This window comes from Nocardioides xinjiangensis (genome assembly GCF_017916455.1).
Taxonomy (GTDB): Bacteria; Actinomycetota; Actinomycetes; order Propionibacteriales; family Nocardioidaceae; genus Nocardioides; species Nocardioides xinjiangensis.
This window is the reverse complement of the sequence record NZ_JAFMSY010000002.1, coordinates 455632-471774: the sequence shown is the minus strand read 5'-3', so window position 1 is coordinate 471774 and position 16143 is coordinate 455632. Positions and strand designations below refer to the sequence as shown.

General features: G+C 74.1%; 16 protein-coding genes. 8 read left to right on the top strand and 8 right to left on the bottom strand.

Annotation, left to right across the window (positions count from 1 at the left end; all coding sequences use genetic code 11):
• Nucleotides 1-2 precede the first annotated feature (2 nt).
• Complete coding sequence (locus J3P38_RS13170; RefSeq protein WP_210503970.1) at nucleotides 3-767, bottom strand: adenosylcobinamide-GDP ribazoletransferase; 765 nt, start codon at nucleotides 765-767, stop codon at nucleotides 3-5.
• On the bottom strand, nucleotides 764-1870 hold the full coding sequence (gene cobT / locus J3P38_RS13165) for a nicotinate-nucleotide--dimethylbenzimidazole phosphoribosyltransferase (protein ID WP_210503969.1): 1107 nt from the start codon (nucleotides 1868-1870) through the stop codon (nucleotides 764-766). The genes J3P38_RS13170 and cobT overlap by 4 nt, the downstream gene beginning before the upstream one ends.
• Before the next feature lie 55 nt (nucleotides 1871-1925).
• Between cobT and J3P38_RS13160 the strand changes: the two genes are divergently transcribed.
• The 5 genes from J3P38_RS13160 to ctlX all read left to right on the top strand — a co-directional run bounded on the left by J3P38_RS13160 (nucleotide 1926) and on the right by ctlX (nucleotide 5707).
• Nucleotides 1926-2459: a 2'-5' RNA ligase family protein gene (locus tag J3P38_RS13160; RefSeq protein WP_307807902.1), complete on the top strand. Its 534-nt coding sequence runs from the start codon at nucleotides 1926-1928 to the stop codon at nucleotides 2457-2459.
• Nucleotides 2460-2523: 64 nt separating this feature from the next.
• The gene (locus tag J3P38_RS13155; RefSeq protein WP_210503967.1) at nucleotides 2524-3252 is read left to right on the top strand and encodes a thermonuclease family protein; all 729 of its coding nucleotides are present in this window, start codon (nucleotides 2524-2526) and stop codon (nucleotides 3250-3252) included.
• 44 nt (nucleotides 3253-3296) lie between these two features.
• Complete coding sequence (locus tag J3P38_RS13150) at nucleotides 3297-3500, top strand: hypothetical protein (RefSeq protein WP_210441675.1); 204 nt, start codon at nucleotides 3297-3299, stop codon at nucleotides 3498-3500.
• Nucleotides 3501-3519: 19 nt separating this feature from the next.
• Nucleotides 3520-4623 carry a threonine aldolase family protein gene (locus J3P38_RS13145; protein ID WP_210503966.1) on the top strand — a complete coding sequence of 368 codons (1104 nt, stop codon included), beginning with the start codon at nucleotides 3520-3522 and terminating at the stop codon, nucleotides 4621-4623.
• 52 nt (nucleotides 4624-4675) lie between these two features.
• Nucleotides 4676-5707, top strand: coding sequence for a citrulline utilization hydrolase CtlX (gene ctlX / locus J3P38_RS13140; protein WP_307807901.1), 1032 nt, complete (start codon nucleotides 4676-4678; stop codon nucleotides 5705-5707).
• Between the two features lie 28 nt (nucleotides 5708-5735).
• Here the strand turns inward: ctlX and J3P38_RS13135 are convergent, their stop codons facing one another.
• The 3 genes from J3P38_RS13135 to J3P38_RS13125 all read right to left on the bottom strand — a co-directional run bounded on the left by J3P38_RS13135 (nucleotide 5736) and on the right by J3P38_RS13125 (nucleotide 11600).
• A complete protein-coding gene (locus J3P38_RS13135) occupies nucleotides 5736-7106 on the bottom strand; it encodes an endonuclease/exonuclease/phosphatase family protein (RefSeq protein WP_210503964.1) in 1371 nt (456 codons plus the stop codon).
• A 42-nt stretch (nucleotides 7107-7148) separates the two neighbouring features.
• Nucleotides 7149-9461, bottom strand: a complete 2313-nt coding sequence (locus J3P38_RS13130; RefSeq protein ID WP_210503963.1) for an esterase-like activity of phytase family protein — start codon at nucleotides 9459-9461, stop codon at nucleotides 7149-7151.
• A 93-nt stretch (nucleotides 9462-9554) separates the two neighbouring features.
• Complete coding sequence (locus J3P38_RS13125) at nucleotides 9555-11600, bottom strand: PhoX family protein (RefSeq protein ID WP_210503962.1); 2046 nt, start codon at nucleotides 11598-11600, stop codon at nucleotides 9555-9557.
• Between the two features lie 188 nt (nucleotides 11601-11788).
• On the opposite strand from J3P38_RS13125, the gene J3P38_RS13120 reads away from it, so the two are divergent.
• A complete protein-coding gene (locus tag J3P38_RS13120) occupies nucleotides 11789-12403 on the top strand; it encodes a hypothetical protein (RefSeq protein WP_210503961.1) in 615 nt (204 codons plus the stop codon).
• Between the two features lie 69 nt (nucleotides 12404-12472).
• Here J3P38_RS13120 and J3P38_RS13115 read toward each other — a convergent pair whose 3' ends face one another.
• Both J3P38_RS13115 and J3P38_RS13110 read right to left on the bottom strand, forming a co-directional pair.
• Nucleotides 12473-13678 (bottom strand): thiolase family protein, encoded by a 1206-nt coding sequence (locus J3P38_RS13115; RefSeq protein WP_210503960.1) that lies wholly within the window; start codon nucleotides 13676-13678, stop codon nucleotides 12473-12475.
• 123 nt (nucleotides 13679-13801) lie between these two features.
• Complete coding sequence (locus tag J3P38_RS13110; protein ID WP_282594235.1) at nucleotides 13802-14239, bottom strand: Hsp20/alpha crystallin family protein; 438 nt, start codon at nucleotides 14237-14239, stop codon at nucleotides 13802-13804.
• A gap of 132 nt (nucleotides 14240-14371) precedes the next feature.
• On the opposite strand from J3P38_RS13110, the gene J3P38_RS13105 reads away from it, so the two are divergent.
• On the top strand, nucleotides 14372-14674 hold the full coding sequence (locus J3P38_RS13105; protein WP_307807900.1) for a MerR family transcriptional regulator: 303 nt from the start codon (nucleotides 14372-14374) through the stop codon (nucleotides 14672-14674).
• On the opposite strand, the gene J3P38_RS13100 is transcribed toward J3P38_RS13105, so the two are convergent.
• Nucleotides 14666-15649, bottom strand: a complete 984-nt coding sequence (locus J3P38_RS13100) for a 5'-3' exonuclease (protein ID WP_210441429.1) — start codon at nucleotides 15647-15649, stop codon at nucleotides 14666-14668. The genes J3P38_RS13105 and J3P38_RS13100 overlap by 9 nt on opposite strands.
• A 124-nt stretch (nucleotides 15650-15773) precedes the next feature.
• On the opposite strand from J3P38_RS13100, the gene J3P38_RS13095 reads away from it, so the two are divergent.
• Nucleotides 15774-16097, top strand: a complete 324-nt coding sequence (locus J3P38_RS13095) for a putative quinol monooxygenase (RefSeq protein ID WP_210441428.1) — start codon at nucleotides 15774-15776, stop codon at nucleotides 16095-16097.
• The last annotated feature ends 46 nt before the right edge of the window (nucleotides 16098-16143 follow it).

Genomic DNA, 16143 nt, shown 5'->3' with positions numbered 1-16143 from the left:
GTTCACGCGGTGGCTGCGGCCAGCACCAGCACCGCGAAGGAGACCTCCACCACGGCACCGAGCACGTCGCCGGTGATCCCGCCCAGACGGCGGACGCACCGCAGGAGCAGCGCCAGCGCCACCGCGACCGCCGCGACCAGCCCCAGCACGAGGGGCAGCGCGGACCCGACGACCTGACCTGCGGCACCCAGGACGGCGCCCGTCGCCACCAGCGCGGCAACGGCCGCCACCAGGGGCACCGACCCGACGTGGGCGGCGCCCAGGCCGTCGGAGCGGGCCGCCGGGACGCCGCGGACGCACGCGAGCGCGAGGCCGACGCGGGAGGCACACACCAGCAGTCCGGCCACCCACCACCCGTCGTCGTGCTGCACGAGCGTGCTGAGCCCCGCGGCCTGGCAGCCGGCGACGAGCACCACCGCGACGACGCCCGCGGGCCCCACGGGACCGGTGCGCATCACCTCGAGCGAGCGTTCGCGGGAGTACGACGCGGTCAGGCCGTCGGCGGTGTCGGCGAGGCCGTCCCAGTGGAAGGCACGGCTGCCGAGGGCGAGGGCCAGCAGGACGACGTACGCGACCGCGAGCGGCGGCAGGTCGAGCCACCGGCCGGCCAGGGCGACCCCTGCCGCGGCGACACCGAGGGGGAGGGCGGCGACCGGGGCGAGGACCATCGCGGTCGCGGCCACCGAGCGGTCCACGGTGCGCGGAGGTGGCACGCGCACGGCGGTCAGCGTGCCGGTGGCGAGCAGCCAGCCGTCGCGGAGGTTCACGAAGCCGACGCGGACGGACCGGACGAAGCGGACGGACCGGGAGGGCCGGGCAGGACCTCGGAGAGCAGCGCCACGTCGCGCAGCACCGCGATGCCCGAGCGGAGCACCGGCAGGGCGGCCACGGCGCCCGACCCCTCACCCAGCCGCATGTCCAGGTCGAGCAGCGGGTCGAGGCCGAGCGACTTGAGCGCGTGCGCCTGTGCCGGTTCGGTCGAGCGGTGCCCGGCGAGCCACCAGGCCGACGCACCCGGCGCGAGCGCCTCGGCCACGACGGCGCACGCGAGCGACATCAGGCCGTCGAGGACGACGGGGGCGCCTCGTCGCGAGCACTCGACCAGGAAGCCGGTGGTGGCGGCGAGGTCGGCGCTGCCGAGGGCGGTGAGCACCGCGACGGGGTCGGCGCCGCCGCCGTGCCCGAGGTGTCCGGTGCGCGCGAGCGCCTGCGCCACCACGTCCCGCTTCCGCACCCACCCGGCGTCGTCGACGCCGGTGCCGCGGCCGGTGACCTCGTCGGCCGGGAGCCCGAGCATCGCCGCCACGAGGGCGGCCGCGACGGTGGTGTTGCCGATCCCGAGGTCGCCGGTCATCAACAGCTGCGCGCCGTCGTCGACGAGCTCGCCCGCCAGCTCGGCCCCCAGCCTCAGGGAGCGCTCCGCCTCTCCGCGGCTGAGGGCGTCGGTGAGGTGGATGGCGCCGGACCCGCGCCGTACCTTGCGGGCCGTGACCGTGGCAGGCAGGTCGGACAGGTCGGCGTCGACGGCCACGTCGACGACGGAGACGGCCACTCCGTGCTCCGCGGCCAGCGCGCTCACCCCCGCGCGCCCCGCGACGATCGTGCGCACCATCGCCTCGGTGACGGCTGCCGGGTACGCCGAGACGGCGTGCGCCGCGACGCCGTGGTCGCCGGCGAGCACCACCAGTCGGACGTCGGTGAGCGCGCGGGGCGGCACCTCGCCCTGCGCCGCGGCGAGCCACGCACCGACCTCGCCGATCCGGCCGAGCGCGCCCGGTGGCGTGGCGAGGCCGGCGAGCCGCTCCTGCGCGACGGCCGCCGCCTCCGGCGACGGCGGGGCGATGGGCGAGTGTGCAGGGGGCTCGGTCATGACGGGCGCCAGCCTAGTGAGCGGCGTCCGGCGGCGACCTGCGAGGCTGGCCCGCGTGAGCGGTCACTCCGTGCTGCAGCTGCCCGTGCCGGCGCTGGAGGGGTGGGTGCGCGAGCGCACCGGGCACTACGACGCCGCCTTCGTCTCCACCGACCCGCGGTTCGGGCACGCGCACATCACGGCCCTCGGGCCGTTCGCCCCGTCGCCCTCGCGCCGCGACCTCGACACGGTCGCGGCCCTGGCGGCCACGACCGCGCCGGTGCGGGTGCGGCTGGGCGGGCTGGCCCAGTTCCCGGACGGCATCATCCACCTTGTGCCGGAGCCCGACGTGCGGCTGCGCGAGCTGACCGCCCGGCTCGTCGCGGCGTTCCCCGCGTGGCCGCCGTACGCCGGCGAGTTCGGCAGCGACGTCCGGCCCCACCTCACGCTCGACGCGGCCTCGGACGGGGTCGACCTCGCCTCCACCGCCGCACTGCTGGCGGACCTCCTGCCGACCGACGTCGAGCTGGACCGGCTCCAGCTGGCGTGGTGGGAGGCCGGCCGCTGCCACGTGATGCACGAGTGGCCGCTGACCGGCGGGGGCGCCTAGTCACATCGAGCCATCTCGGTCCCGATCGGGCCCGCCGGCGGGGGCGGGGCACGAGGCTGGCGGCATGCGTCGCCTCGTGATCTCGGTCCTCGTCCTCGTCGGCGCCTCCCTCCTGACCGCACCGCCGGCGACCGCAGCGGACGCGGACTGCGCCGACTTCGCCACCCAGGCGGCCGCGCAGGCGTTCTTCACCGCCGCCGGCCCCGGCGACCCGCACCGGCTCGACTCCGACGGGGACGGTGTCGCGTGCGAGTCCAACCCGTGCCCGTGCTCGACCTCCCCGGTGCCGGTGGCCGGGACGCCGACACCGACCGCCGCCCCCACGACCCCGGTCGCGACCCCGACGACCGATCCCGACGGCTCCGGCGGCGGGCCGGGGCGGCGCGAGCACGTGCGGGTGGTCCGCGTGACCGACGGGGACACGCTCGTGGTGCGGTTGCCCGACGGCAGCGAGGAGTACGTCCGGATCCTGGGGATCGACACCCCGGAGGTCCACGGCCGTCGCGAGTGCGGCGGAACGGAGGCCAGCCGGTCCATGCGCGGTCTCGCCCCGGTCGGCTCACGGGTCCTGCTGCTGTCCGACCCCAGCCAGGCCGACCGCGACCGCTACGGCCGGCTGCTGCGCTACGTGCACCGCAGCGGCACGGACGTGGGCCGCGCCCAGGTGCTGCGCGGCCGTGCGCAGGTGTACGTCCACCGTGACGACCCGTTCCGCCGCACCGCCTCCTACCGGCGCGCCGAGCGGCGCGCGATGGCCCGTGAGCGCGGGTTGTGGGGCCGGTGCTGGCGCTGAGCCCGGCGGGCGGGCGGCGTTGACCGGCATGGCAGGATCGGGCCATGGCTTCTTGGGCGCACCTCGAGATCACTGTCGACGACCAGGGCAACGTGGAGGTCGGCGGCTACAACGCCGACCCCGAGGCGCTCGTCGAGGGCACCGAGTCGTGGGAGGACCTGCTCTCCACCCTCGGCCTCAACGGCTGGGAGCTGGTGCAGGTGGTGCCCGGTCCGCAGACGACGTACTGGTTCAAGCGCCAGGCCTGACCGCCCGCCCGGCCCGCGCATGAGCGACGACCTCGGCGCCCGCCTCCGCGCGGCGTCGGCCTCGGCGGAGGCGATCTTCTGGCGTGCTCCCGGCACGCCGGCCGGCATGTTTCGCGACCTCGCCGCCTTCGCCGAGCAGCACGACATCGCCTGGGACCGCTACGGCGAGCGGGGTGCGGTCGAGCAGCTGGAGACCGAGGTCGCCGAGCTGCTCGGTAAGCCCGCCGCGGTGATGTTCCCCAGCGGCGTCATGGCGCAGCAGGCCGCCCTCCGGGCGTGGTGCGACCGCTCCGGGTCGCGCCGCGTCGCCCTGCCCGACCTGTCGCACCTGGTCCACCACGAGCAGGACGGCCCGCGTCGCGTGCTGGGCCTGGAGCTGGAGTGGTTGACCTCCGGGCGTGCGACGCCCACGGCGGCTGCGCTCGCGGCGGTGGGCGGGCGGCTCGGCGCGGCGATGGTGGAGCTGCCGCTGCGCGACGCCGGGTGCCTGCTGCCGACGTGGGACGAGCTGGTGGAGCTGTCCGAGGCGGCGCGCGACCGCGGCGTGCCCCTGCACGCCGACGGCGCCCGCATCTGGGAGTCGGTGCCCTACTGGGACCGGACGCTGGCGGAGGCGGCGGCGTTGTTCGACTCGATGTACGTCTCCCTCTACAAGGGCCTCGGCGGCTCGAGCGGCGCCCTCGTCGTCTGCCCGGAGGACCTTGCCGGCGAGCTGCGGGCGTGGCGGCAGCGGATGGGCGGCACGATCTTCTCGATGACGACGGCCGCCGTCGGCGGGCTCATGGGGCTGCGCGAGCGCCTGCCGAGGTTCGGCGACTACCGCTCCTGGGCCGTCGAGCTCGCCGGCGCGCTGCACGAGCACGGCATCCGGACCTTCCCGGAGGTGCCCCACATCGCCACGTTCCTGGCCTACGCCCCCGGCACGGCCGACGAGGTCAACGAGCGCGTGGTCGCCTGGGCCGAGGAGCACGCCGTGGTGCCCTCGGGTCTCTGGAGCGCGGCCGACGTGCCCGGGTGGGTCCAGACCGAGCTGACCTGCTACGAGTCGGCCGCTGCGCGCGAACCCGGCGAGGTGGCGCGCCTGCTCGCGGAGGTCGTGACAGGCCCGTCGCCGGCCACCTGAGGACGCGCGGCGCGGTTTCCGGGCGGCGCTCCCGGTGGCCTACATTCCTCCCGTGAGTGCTCAGGCCCCTTCCGCCGTCATCCTCGTCCGCGCGACCAGCTTCGTCCCCAACCCGGCGACCGCGGCCGACAACGCGTTCCAGTCCGACGCGCCCGCCGGCCAGTCGCAGGAGGCGACGTCGGCCAAGGCGCTGGCCGAGATGGACGCGCTGGCCGAGGCCCTCCGCGCGGCCGGCGTCCGGGTCCACGTGTTCGAGGACGACGACCACACCCGTCCCGACAGCGTGTTCCCCAACAACTGGGTCTCGACCCACGCGGGCGGCACGGTCGCCGTCTACCCGATGTACGCCTCGAACCGCCGGCACGAGCGCCGCGCGGACGTGCTGGAGATGCTCAAGTCGGAGTACCGCGTCCAGGCGATCGTCGACTACTCCGGCCTCGAGCCCGACGGCGTGTTCCTGGAGGGCACCGGGGCCATGGTGCTCGACCACGTGTCGCGCGTGGCGTACACCGCTCGCAGCCACCGCGCCGACGTCACCGTGCTCGAGCGCTTCTGCACCGACTTCAACTACGAGCCGATGGCCTTCGACGCGCTCGACTCCGACGGCGTCCCGGTCTACCACACCAACGTCATCGCCTGCATCGGCACCGAGGTCGCGATGATCGCCCTGGAGATGATCCCGGACAAGCACCGGCGCGACCAGGTGCGCGAGCGGCTCGCGGTGACCGGCCGCACGATCATCGAGCTGACCGAGCAGCAGGTCCGGGAGTTCGCCGGCAACGCGGTGGAGCTCTGCGGCCGGACGCCCGAGGGTCGGCGGCGCTACGTCATGGCGATGTCGGCGCGGGCGTGCCGCTCGCTGCGCCCCGAGCAGGTGGCCGCGATCGAGGAGTCCTGCGAGATCATCGCCGTCGACATCCCCACGATCGAGCTGGCCGGCGGCTCCGTGCGCTGCATGATCGCCGGCATCCACCTCGACCGGCGCCCGCCGCTCGAGGAGGCCGAGCTCACGGAGGCCGTGGAGGCCATCAACGAGGACAACCCGGTGACGCCCGACGGGCGCTTCGTCGACGGCAACGACTGACCGCCGCCGACGAGGCGCCCGCGCCGGGTCAGCGGTGGCGTCCCTTCGAGGCGCGGACGTCGACCCACACCAGCCGGTGGTCGCTCACCGGGAACGGGTAGACCCCGACGAGGCGCGGGAACAGCGGGTCGCTGCTCGGCAGCCAGTACACGCCGGATCCCCGCACCTGCAGGCTGCGGCTCGGCAGCACGTAGTCGGCGCGCAGGTTGCCGGGCGTCGTATCGGCGAAGTCGGCGGTGTCCTCGGCGGCCGGTCCGGTGTGCGTGAGGTTGGCGCCCGCCTGCGACCGCGACTGGTCCACCGCGCCGGTGGACCGGGGGCGGGGGTCCTGGATGCGCGGGTGGTCGAGCAGCTGGTGGATAGCCCGGCCGGTCGAGTCGCCGTCGAACGGGTCGGCGTTCTGGTCGCCCGCGATCACGAAGTCCTGGCCCTTGCCGAGGCCGCCCCGGCGTCCCGCGTCGTCGTAGATGTACGCGGCGCGCCGACCGCCGCTGACGTAGTCGGCCCACAGCCGGATCTCGTCGTGGTTGCGCGTGCCGTTGCGGTCCTCGGCACCGTCGAACGTGGGCGGCGTGGGGTGCGACACCAGGAAGTGCACGGGCTTGCGACCGGGCACCGCGACCGGGACGTCCCAGTGGGACTTCGACGAGAGCCGGAGGACGTCGAGCTCGTCGGGGGAGTACCAGTCGGCCGGGGCAGGTGTCGCCGGGTCGTCGGGGAGCAGCGCGCCGGGCATGTCCTTCCACAGGAAGCGCTGGAAGGTGCGGACCTCGTCGGTGAGGATCGGGTACCTGGAGTAGACGACCATGCCGTACTGGCCGGGGAAGAGGCCGAAGCCCAGCGAGTCGTCACCGCCCGCCTGGGTGCCGGGCCGGCCGACCTGGCCGTCGTTGTTCAGGTCGAATCCGCTCGGGACGCCGGTGTTGGACGGCGCGACGTAGTAGTAGGGGTAGTCGATGGGGGCGGCGCCGTTCTGCCCCACCGCGAGGTAGTTGTCGCGGAACAGCTCGGCCGCGCGCCCGGCCTCGTCGTGGTCGAACTCGTTGATCAGCAGCACGTCGGCCCCGGTGCGCTGGATGGTCTCCGCTGCCGCGGCAGCCTGCCGGTGGCCCGGGGTGGAGAGGTCGCGGACGAGCTCACCGGCCGTGCCCCGGTTGAGCGAGGCGTTGAACGTGGCGAACCGGAGCACCGGCGCGCGGTCGTGGGGCGCGCCACCGTGTCCGCGGCCGGCCGGGTGCCGGTCGCGGTCGCCGACGGACGACGTCGGCGGCGCGGCGGCGAGGCTCGCGGTGGTGAGGGTCGCGACGAGGGACATCGCGAGGGACATGGCGACGGTCGCGGCGAGGGTCGCGGCGAGCGCGGCCCGGCCGGCGGGGGTCGTGCGGGTGCGTGACGTCATGGAAGGACCTTTCCGAGCGGTTCCTCAGGGGACCTGGACAACCTACGACGAGCGCCGGGCACGGTCGCCCCAGTCCGCCGCCACCTGGGCGCCGACGTCGGGGTTGTCGGTGAAGACGTCGTCCATGCCGGCCCGGAGGAACGCGCGGATCTCGCCGGCCAGGTCGCCGGGGGCCGCCGGGTCGGTGGACGAGCGGAACTGCAGCGGCAGGAAGGAGTTCTCGCGGCGGAACGTCCAGCCGGTGACGGTGAGGCCGGCCTCGTGGGCGTTGTCGATGGCGTCGGTGGGGCGACCCAGCCTACCGTCGGGCAGCCGGGGGATCATCACGTCCTTGCACATCCCGACGCTGTCGGCGTAGCGGGCCACCGTCCGCATGCCCCGGCGGGTGACCAGGTCGGCGTACGTGACGCCGGTGCCGGCCGCGACCTGGTCGTAGGGCGCGCCGGAGCAGTCGACGAGCTGGACGAGCTCGAAGCGGGTCATCGGGTCGAGCGCACGGAGGTTGGAGACCTCGAAGCTCTGGATGACGACCGGTGTGTCCCCGGGGCGTACGCCGTTGCGGTGCAGTGCCTCGAGCAGGGGTCGCTCCGCCGGCAGGCCCGCCTGCGCCAGGTAGGTGCTGTGCTTGATCTCGGGGATGACGCCGAGCGGCTCGCCGTCGCACGTCTCGGTGCGCCGGGCGAAGGTGAGGACCTCGTCGAGCGTCGGCACCTGGTAGAGGCCGTCCCAGGCCGTGTTGCCCGGGCGCAGCTGTGGCAGGCGCTCCTCGGCCCGCAGGGTCTTGAGCTCGGCGAGGGTGAAGTCCTCGACGAACCAGCCGGTCACCGCGCGACCGTCGACCTGCTTGGTGGTGCGGCGCTCGGCAAACTCCGGACGCGCGGCGACGTCGGTCGTCCCGCCGATCTCCGGCTCGTGGCGGGCCACGAGCACGCCGTCCTTCGTCATCACCAGGTCCGGCTCGACGAAGTCGGCGCACTGCTGCGCGGCCAGCTCGTAGGCGGCGATGGTGTGCTCGGGGCGGTAGCCGGACGCGCCGCGGTGGGCGAAGACGACCGGACCGCCGTCGCGGACCCGCTGGCGGCGCAGGTCGACGTGGATGATCTCGATGTCGTCGGGCTCGCCGTCGACCCGGGCGTCGTCGCCGGGGAAGTTGTTGTCGTTGGTGAGCACGAAGCTGCCGTCGCGCAGCTGCACGATCGTCTCGTCGGAGACGAACGGGAACGAGAACGGGTCGCCCGTGCCGTAGCCGTCGCCGGCGCCGATGCCGTCGGGGTTCGCAATCTCCAGCAGGTCGAGCACCGGCTCGGCGACGAGGTGGCCACCGGGCTCGGTGCGGCCGAGGTCGACCTCGACGACGCGCTTGGTGACCGCCTGGGCGCCGCCGAAGTTGTCGCGCTCCAGCACGAGCATGCGGTCGCGGCCGACCATGAACGCGTCGCCGACGAGGTTGGCGGCCTCGACGGTGCGGTAGTCCCACGTGCGCCCGGTGTAGCGCATCGTGCGGGTGTCGAGCTGGTGGATCTCGCGGACGCGCTGGTCGGGCTCGTCGACCAGGGCGCCCTCGAGGACGGGGTAGGCGTAGCGCGAGCCGTCGAAGGCCATCGCCTCGAAGCCCTTGCTGGCGGGCAGGGTCGGTCGGGCGCCGGCGAGACCGGGGTGCTGGGGCGACTGCACGCCCGGCAGCGGCACCGGTGCTGCCAGCAGCTTGCCGGTGCGGTCGAAGTGGAGCACGAACGGCCCGAACTCCTCACCGACGAGGAAGCTGCCGTCGCGCAGCCGCACCACGGACTCGATGTCGAAGTCGGCACCGGTGAGCAGCCGCTCGGTGGTGGCCTCGTTGACGATGGGGAAGGGGACCTTGTGGTCGGGGTCGCGGAAGGAGAGGAAGCGGGGCAGGTCGACGGTGCCCTCACCGCCGTCGGCCCCTTCGAAGTCGGGGCGCGCCTCGTACATCCGCAGCAGGAAGTCGGCGGAGTTGGCCTTGGTGCCGAAGCCGTTGTCCGGCATGGCCCAGAAGGTGCCGTCGCCGTTGTCGAGCATGGCCGAGAACCCGGGGACCACCTGGCCGGGGAAGGGGCCGCTGCGTCCGTTCGCAGGGGTCATCCGGGTCCCCGACGGGGGACCGGGCGCCAGGAAGTCGGCGTCGAGGGTGGCGCGGCCGACCAGGGTCGGCACGTCCAGCCAGCGGCCCACGGCCTGGTCGGCGGGCCGCTCGGCGGGTCGACCCGACGGCCGGTCGGTGGACCGGTCGGTGGGCCGGTCGGCGTGGCCGGGTGCGCCGAGCAGGGGCAGGGTGAGCAGGGGGCTGACGAGGGCGGCGACGGTGGCGAGCGCCGTACGGCGGGGCAGGGGCATGGCGGGTCCTTCGCTGGTTCGCGGGTGCTGCGTGCAGGGCGAGGCGCCGGTGCGGGCCGTCGGCGACGGCCCGCACCGGGCGTGGGTGTCGGATCAGCCGCGGGTGACCTGGACGACCGACGGGCGCGGGCCGGCGAACTGGCCGCGGGCGGCGGTCGAGCCGGCGGGCACGAAGTCCGGGAACCGCGACTGCGGGGCCTCCCAGCTGCCGTCCTCGCCGGGGTGCTGGACGGCGACGAAGACCGAGCCGTCGCGGTCGTGGATGACCGGACCGCACGTCTCGGCGCCCGAGGGCACCGCGAGGAACTGCTGGACGTGGCCGCGCTCGGGGCCCTCGACCGGGACCTTGAAGAGGCCGTCGCTGACCTTGATCGCGCTGGGCTGGCCGTCGGTGGAGACCCAGAGGTTGCCCTCGCTGTCGAAGGCGACGTTGTCGGGGCAGGAGATGGGCGACACGGGGCCGGTCCAGCCGCCGAAGTAGGTGCCGGCCGAGGCGGCGTCACCGCAGATCAGGAACAGGTTCCAGGTGAAGGTCGAGCGGGTGTGGTCGCCGTTCGTCGGCGTGATCTCGACGACGTGCCCGTCCTTGTTGAGGGGGCGCGGGTTGGGCTCGGTCGGGCCCTCCTTGCCGGCCTTGCCGCGGTCGGTGTTGTTGGTGCAGGCGACGTAGACGCGGCCGTTGTGCATGCTCGGCTCCACGTCCTCGGGGCGGTCCATCTTGGTCGGCATGACCGTGTCGGCTGCGAGGCGCGTGTAGACCAGCACCTCCTCGATGGTGAACCCGGGCACCATGGACCGTCCGTCCTTGGTGAGCGGGATCCACTCGCCGGTGCCGTCGCTGACGCCGTCCCCGAGACCGTCGCCGGTGAAGCGCGCCACCGAGAGGTCGCCCTCGCTGAGGAGCGTCTTGTTGTGCCGGCGGTCCGACCGGCTGTCGCCGCTGCGCATGCGGTCGCGGGAGACGAAGCGGTAGAGGTAGTCGAAGCGCTCGTCGTCGCCCATGTAGGCCACGACGTGTCCGTCGCGGTTGACGATGACGTTCGCGCCCTCGTGCTTGAAGCGGCCCATCGCGGTGTGCTTCACCGGGGTCGACCGCGGGTCGGAGGGGTCGACCTCCACGATCCAGCCGAAGCGGTTGGGCTCGTTGGCGAACTCCGGTGTGGTGGCGTCCCACCGCGGGTCGAGCGAGCGCCAGTTGCGCGAGTCCTGCGTCGCGGAGAGGCCGTAGCGGGCCTCGCGGGGGTCGGTGCCGGAGGCGCGGAAGTACTGGTTGAAGTTCTCCTCGCCCGAGAGCACCGTGCCCCACGGGGTCGTCCCGCCGGCGCAGTTGTTCATCGTGCCCAGCACGCGGGTGCCCGTCGGGTCGGCCGCGGTCTTGAGCAGGTCGGAGCCGGCGGCGGGGCCGTCCACGGCGAACGGGGTGTCGAGGGTGATCCGCCGGTTGAGGCGGGCGCCCGGGACGTAGGTCCAGGCGTCGCCGCGGCGGCGGCGCCTGAGCTCGACGACCGACATGCCGTGGGCGGCCCACGCGGTGCGGATGACGGTGGCCGGGTCGGTGCCGGGCGGGAACATGATGTTCTCGTTGGTGTACTCGTGGTTGCACACCAGCAGCGCCCTGGTGCCCTGGCGGTTGGTCTCGATGATGTCGAGGTAGTCGTTGTTGTAGCCGAACTGGCCGGCCTGCGCCTCGGGCGTCTGGTGGGCGGCGTCGAAGGTGGGCGCGCCCCGCAGGATCGGGTCGCCCCAGCGGATGATCGTCCGCCAGTCGTAGCCGGCGGGGACGGTCACGTCGTCGACGGTGACCGGCGCGGGCGCGATCGCGTCGAACTCGAGGTCGAGGTGGTGACCGTGTCCGCCGTGCCCGTTGCCGTTGCCGTGCCCGGTCGCCCGGCCCGCGGCCGCGGGGGAGGCCGAGACCGCACCGAGGGCGGTGACGGTGAGCCCGGCGCCCACGACGGTGCGGCGGCTCAGGGCCTGCGCGGCGACGTCGCGGAAGTAGGACGTGTCGGTGGTGTTGGGAGCGGCCACGGAGCAGGCGTCGCCGCACCGGAGGTGGCAGGTCACCGCACTCCGGTTGCCGTGGGTGCGGCCCGCCATGGGGAGGAGGGGGAGGAGGGGCCGCGGGGTGGTGTCGGTCATCGTTTCTCCGTGCCGAGTGAGGGGGGATGGATGCACCGACGACTCTCGTACGCCGCCCGACCGGTTCGGAGTCCGGCAGGTGGACGTCCGGTGAACGACTCGACAATCGTGCCCCGCAGGCCCGCTCCGGCGGTACGACGGGCCGCGTCGACGACGAGCCGGCCGGTCCCGGCTGCCATGCTGACGCCGTGATCCCCAGCCCGCGTCGTACGGTCCTGCTCCTCCTCGGGTGTGTCGTCCTCGGCACAGGGGTGGCCCTCCTCCTAGCCGCCGACCTCGGGTCCGACGGCTACTCCACGTTCGTCAACGGGCTCACGCGCAGGACCGGTGCCGCCTTCTGGGTCGTGAACCTCCTGGTCGGCGTCGCCCTCGTCGCGCTCGCCGCGCTGCGCAAGGTCCGCCCGGGCGTCGGCACCGTCGTGCAGGTCGTCCTGGTGGGGGTGACGGTCTCGGTCGTGCTGGGTCTGCTGCCCACGCCGGACGCCACCGTCTGGCAGGTGCTCCTCCTGGTCGCGGCGTTCCCGGTGCTGGCGGTGGGCATCGCCCTCTACCTCGGCAGCAACACCGGCGCCGGGCCGGCCGAGGCGGCCGCGCTCGCCTGGGACCCGCCGGTGCCGTTCCGGTGGAGCTACAGCGCGGTGCAGGGAGGGGGAGCGCTGGCCGGGTGGCTGCTCGGGGCGACGGTGGGGGTGGGCACGCTCGCGGTCATCCTGCTCCTCGGTCCGGCGGTGGACCTCGCCGCCCGCCGGTTGCGGCTCGACCTCCGCCAGCAGACGGATCCGCGAGGAGCGGAGACGTCCTGACGGCGGTCGTCGTCCCCGCGGCCATCGTCCCCGCGGTGGTCGGCCGCGCCGGGGGTCGCTGACGGCCAACTACCCCGCCGCGGCCTCGTTCTCGAGCACCACGGCCAGTCCCTGACCGACACCGATGCAGATGGCGGCGACGCCCCAGCGGTGGCCGTCGGCGCGCATGGCCTCCGCGAGGGTGCCGAGGACGCGACCGCCCGAGGCGCCCAGCGGGTGGCCGAGGGCGATCGCGCCGCCTCGCGTGTTGACGACCTCGGGGTCGGACAGCCCGCGCTCCAGCCACGCGTCGACGCAGACGAGCGACTGGACCGCGAACGCCTCGTTGAGCTCGACGACCCCGACGTCGGACCACGTGATGCCCGCCCGGGCGAGTGCCTTGTCGGCGGCCTCGACAGGGGCGTAGCCGAACCGGTGCGGCTCGACGGCGTGCGTGCCGCGCCCGGCGATGCGCGCCAGCGGCTCGCGCCCGATGCGGTCGGCCGCTCCGGCCGAGCCGAGCAGCACCGCGGACGCGCCGTCGCTGAGCGGGGAGGCGTTGCCCGCGGTGATGGTCCCGTCCGGTCGGAACGACGGCCGGAGGCCGGCCAGCGACGCGGCCGTGGCGTCGGGACGGATCCCCTCGTCGCGGGCCAGGTCGACGCCGTCGACGGGCACGACGAGGTCGTCGTAGAACCCCGCCTCCCACGCCTCGTGGGCCAGCCGGTGCGAGCGCACGGCGAAGGCGTCCTGCCGGTCGCGGGAGACGTCGTACGCCTCGCAGAGCTGCTCGTTGGCCTCGCCGAGGGAGACGGTCCACTCGGCCCGCATGCGCGGGTTCACCAGGCGCCAGCCGAGGGTGGTGGAGACCAGCTCGGCGTTGCCCGCCGGGAACGCCCGCTCGGCCTTCGGCAGCACCCAGGGGGCACGGGTCATGGACTCGACGCCGCCGGTCAGGACGATGTCGGCGTCACCGGTCTCGATGGTGCGCGAGCCGGCCATGGCGGCGTCGAGGGACGACCCGCAGAGCCGGTTGACCGACGTGCCGGGCACCGACACCGGGAGCCCGGCGAGCAGGGCGGCCATCCGCGCGACGTTGCGGTTGTCCTCACCGGCTCCGTTGGCGTTGCCGAGCACCACCTCGTCGACCTCGGCTGCGTCGAGCCGCGTGCGCTCGAGCGCCGCCCGGAGCACCCCGGCCGCCAGGTCGTCGGGCCGGGACGTCGCCAGCGCCCCGCCGAAGCGTCCGAAGGGCGTGCGCACCGCGGCGTAGACGTGGGCCTGAGACGTGCTCATGCAGCCATCTTCGCCGATGGCCGCAGCGGCCCGGCCGGCGACACCTGCCGTGCCGCGGGAGGACCGCGATCGCGGGGTCGCAGCGCACTGCGCAAGGGCTGCGACCCCGCGAGGGGAGGGGGATCAGGCCGTCAGCTCGGCGTGGTCCCCGGTCCGGCTGGAACCGGACTGCGTGATCTCGATCTTGCGGGGCTTGGCCCTCTCGGCGACCGGGACGACCAGGCGCAGCACACCGTGCTCGTAGGAGGCGTCGATGCGCTCGAGGTCGAGGTTGTCGCCCAGCACCAGCTGGCGGCTGAACGCGCCCCTCGGCCGCTCGGCGGCCAGTGCCTCCCAGTCGCCGTTGCGGGCGACGCGCTCGGCACGCACGGTCAGCACGTTGCGCTCGACGTCGAGGTCGATGCTGTCGGGGGTGACGCCCGGCAGGTCGAACTCGATGACGAAGCGGTCTCCCTCGCGCCAGGCGTCCATCGGCATCACCGCGGGACGGTTGGTCGTGCCCATGAGCTGCTGGGCGAGCCGGTCGAGGTCACGGAACGGGTCGGTGTTGCGAAGCAGCATGTCGTCTCCTCCTGGTTCTGCCGGGTGGACCTCTGGTCCACGACCTGTAGTTGCTGTTATAGGTTTCTTATAGCCAATGGATGAGGCAAGATCAAGCCGAGCGGCTCGGAAATTTCGTCGGAGGAGGTGCGAGTGACAGCCAGCGACCACGGCGTGTACGCCATCTCCGTCGCGGCCTCGATGGTCTCGATGGAGATCCAGAACCTGCGGGTCTACGAACGGCGCGGGCTGCTCACGCCCGACCGCACAGCGGGCGGCACGCGCCTCTACAGCGCGGACGACGTGGCCCGCCTCGAGAGGATCCGCGACCTGCTGGCCGACGGCCTGAACCTGGCGGGCATCGCCCGCGTGCTGGAGCTCGAGGACGAGGTGCAGGAGCTGCGGGCCCGGCTGGACGACGCGCTCGCGGACCCCAACAGCAGGGACTCAGCCTGACGCCGGCGCGCTGGTCAGCACCCGCACCGCGAAGTCGGTGGTGAAGTCGTTGTCGAGGAAGCCGACGACCCGCGTCACGCGGTCGAGGTCCAGCGGGAGCAGTCCGCGCGACCCGGGGACGTCCGGGGTCAGGCCGAGGTCGAGGTCGTCGCGGCCGGCCATCATCTGCACGTTGAACTCGTAGCGCTCGCGGGCGCCCGGCGCCAGCAGTCGGCGCACGACGGTGGCGCCGACGCGGCGGCCACCCGTCTCGGCCGACCAGTCGTCGAGGGCGGCGAGGAGCGAGCGACCCTCCTGGTGGTCGACGTCGGCCCACACGGCGTCCATCGAGCCGGCGACGTCGAGCAGGATGGCCGCGGTCTTCTCGCCAATGCCCTGCACGCCGGGCAGGTTGTCGCTGGCGTCGCCCCGCAGGGCGGCGAAGGCCAGGTAGTTGGAGGGACGGACGCCGTACATGGTGAACAGCCGGGCGGGGTCGAGCATCGGCGAGCCGTGGATGCCGCCGTCGATGAGGCGCAGCACCCGGGTGTGGCGGCTGATGTGCGCGAAGGCGTCGCGGTCGGAGGTGATGATCACGCAGTCCCAGCCGTTGGCCGAGGCCCAGGTGGCGCCCGAGGCGTTGACGTCGTCGGCCTCGAGCCCGGTCGGTGTCAGCGTCGCCAGGCCCAGCGCGTCGAGGAGCGCGCCGGCGCGGTCGAGCTGGTCGACGAGCTGCGGGTCCTTCTCCGCGCGACCGGCCTTGTACGCCGGGTAGGCCTCGCGACGGATCGACGAGGTCCGGTCGTCGAGCCCGAACAGCACCGCGTCGGGGGCGAAGGAGTCGATCGACTCGAGGATCTGCCGCAGCATCCCGTGCAGCGCCCAGATGGGGCGCCCCGAGCGGTCCCGCAGGCCGGTGTGCGAGCGGGCGTGGTGGTTGCGGTGCAGCAGCGACGGGGCGTCGACGACGAGCAGCAGCCGGCGGGTGCGGGTCATCGAGGGGCGAGGCGCGCCGGGCCGGTCATGGGCCCACGATAGCCAGCCCGTCGGACGACCGCCCGGGCCCTAGGCTCGGACCGTCCGACCCGGACACCGGCACATCCACCACCGAGGAGAGACGTTGATCTTCATCACCGCGAAGTTCCCCGTGCTGCCCGAGCACGCCGACGACTGGCCGGAGATCTCCCGTGCCTTCACCGAGGCGACGCGTGCGGAGGAGGGCTGCCTGTGGTTCGACTGGTCGCGCAGCCTCGACGACCCGCACGAGTACGTCCTGGTCGAGGCGTTCCGCGACGGCGACGCCGGAGCGGCCCACGTCGGGTCCGACCACTTCCGGGCCGCGCAGGCGGAGCTGCCGCGCTACCTGGCCCGGACCCCGGACATCGTCAGCACCGAGGTCGACCAGGACGGCTGGAACGAGCTGGGCGAGCTCCGCGTCGGCTGAGCCACCGGTGGGGCGACCGACCCAAGAGGGTGGGGCGTCGCGTCCC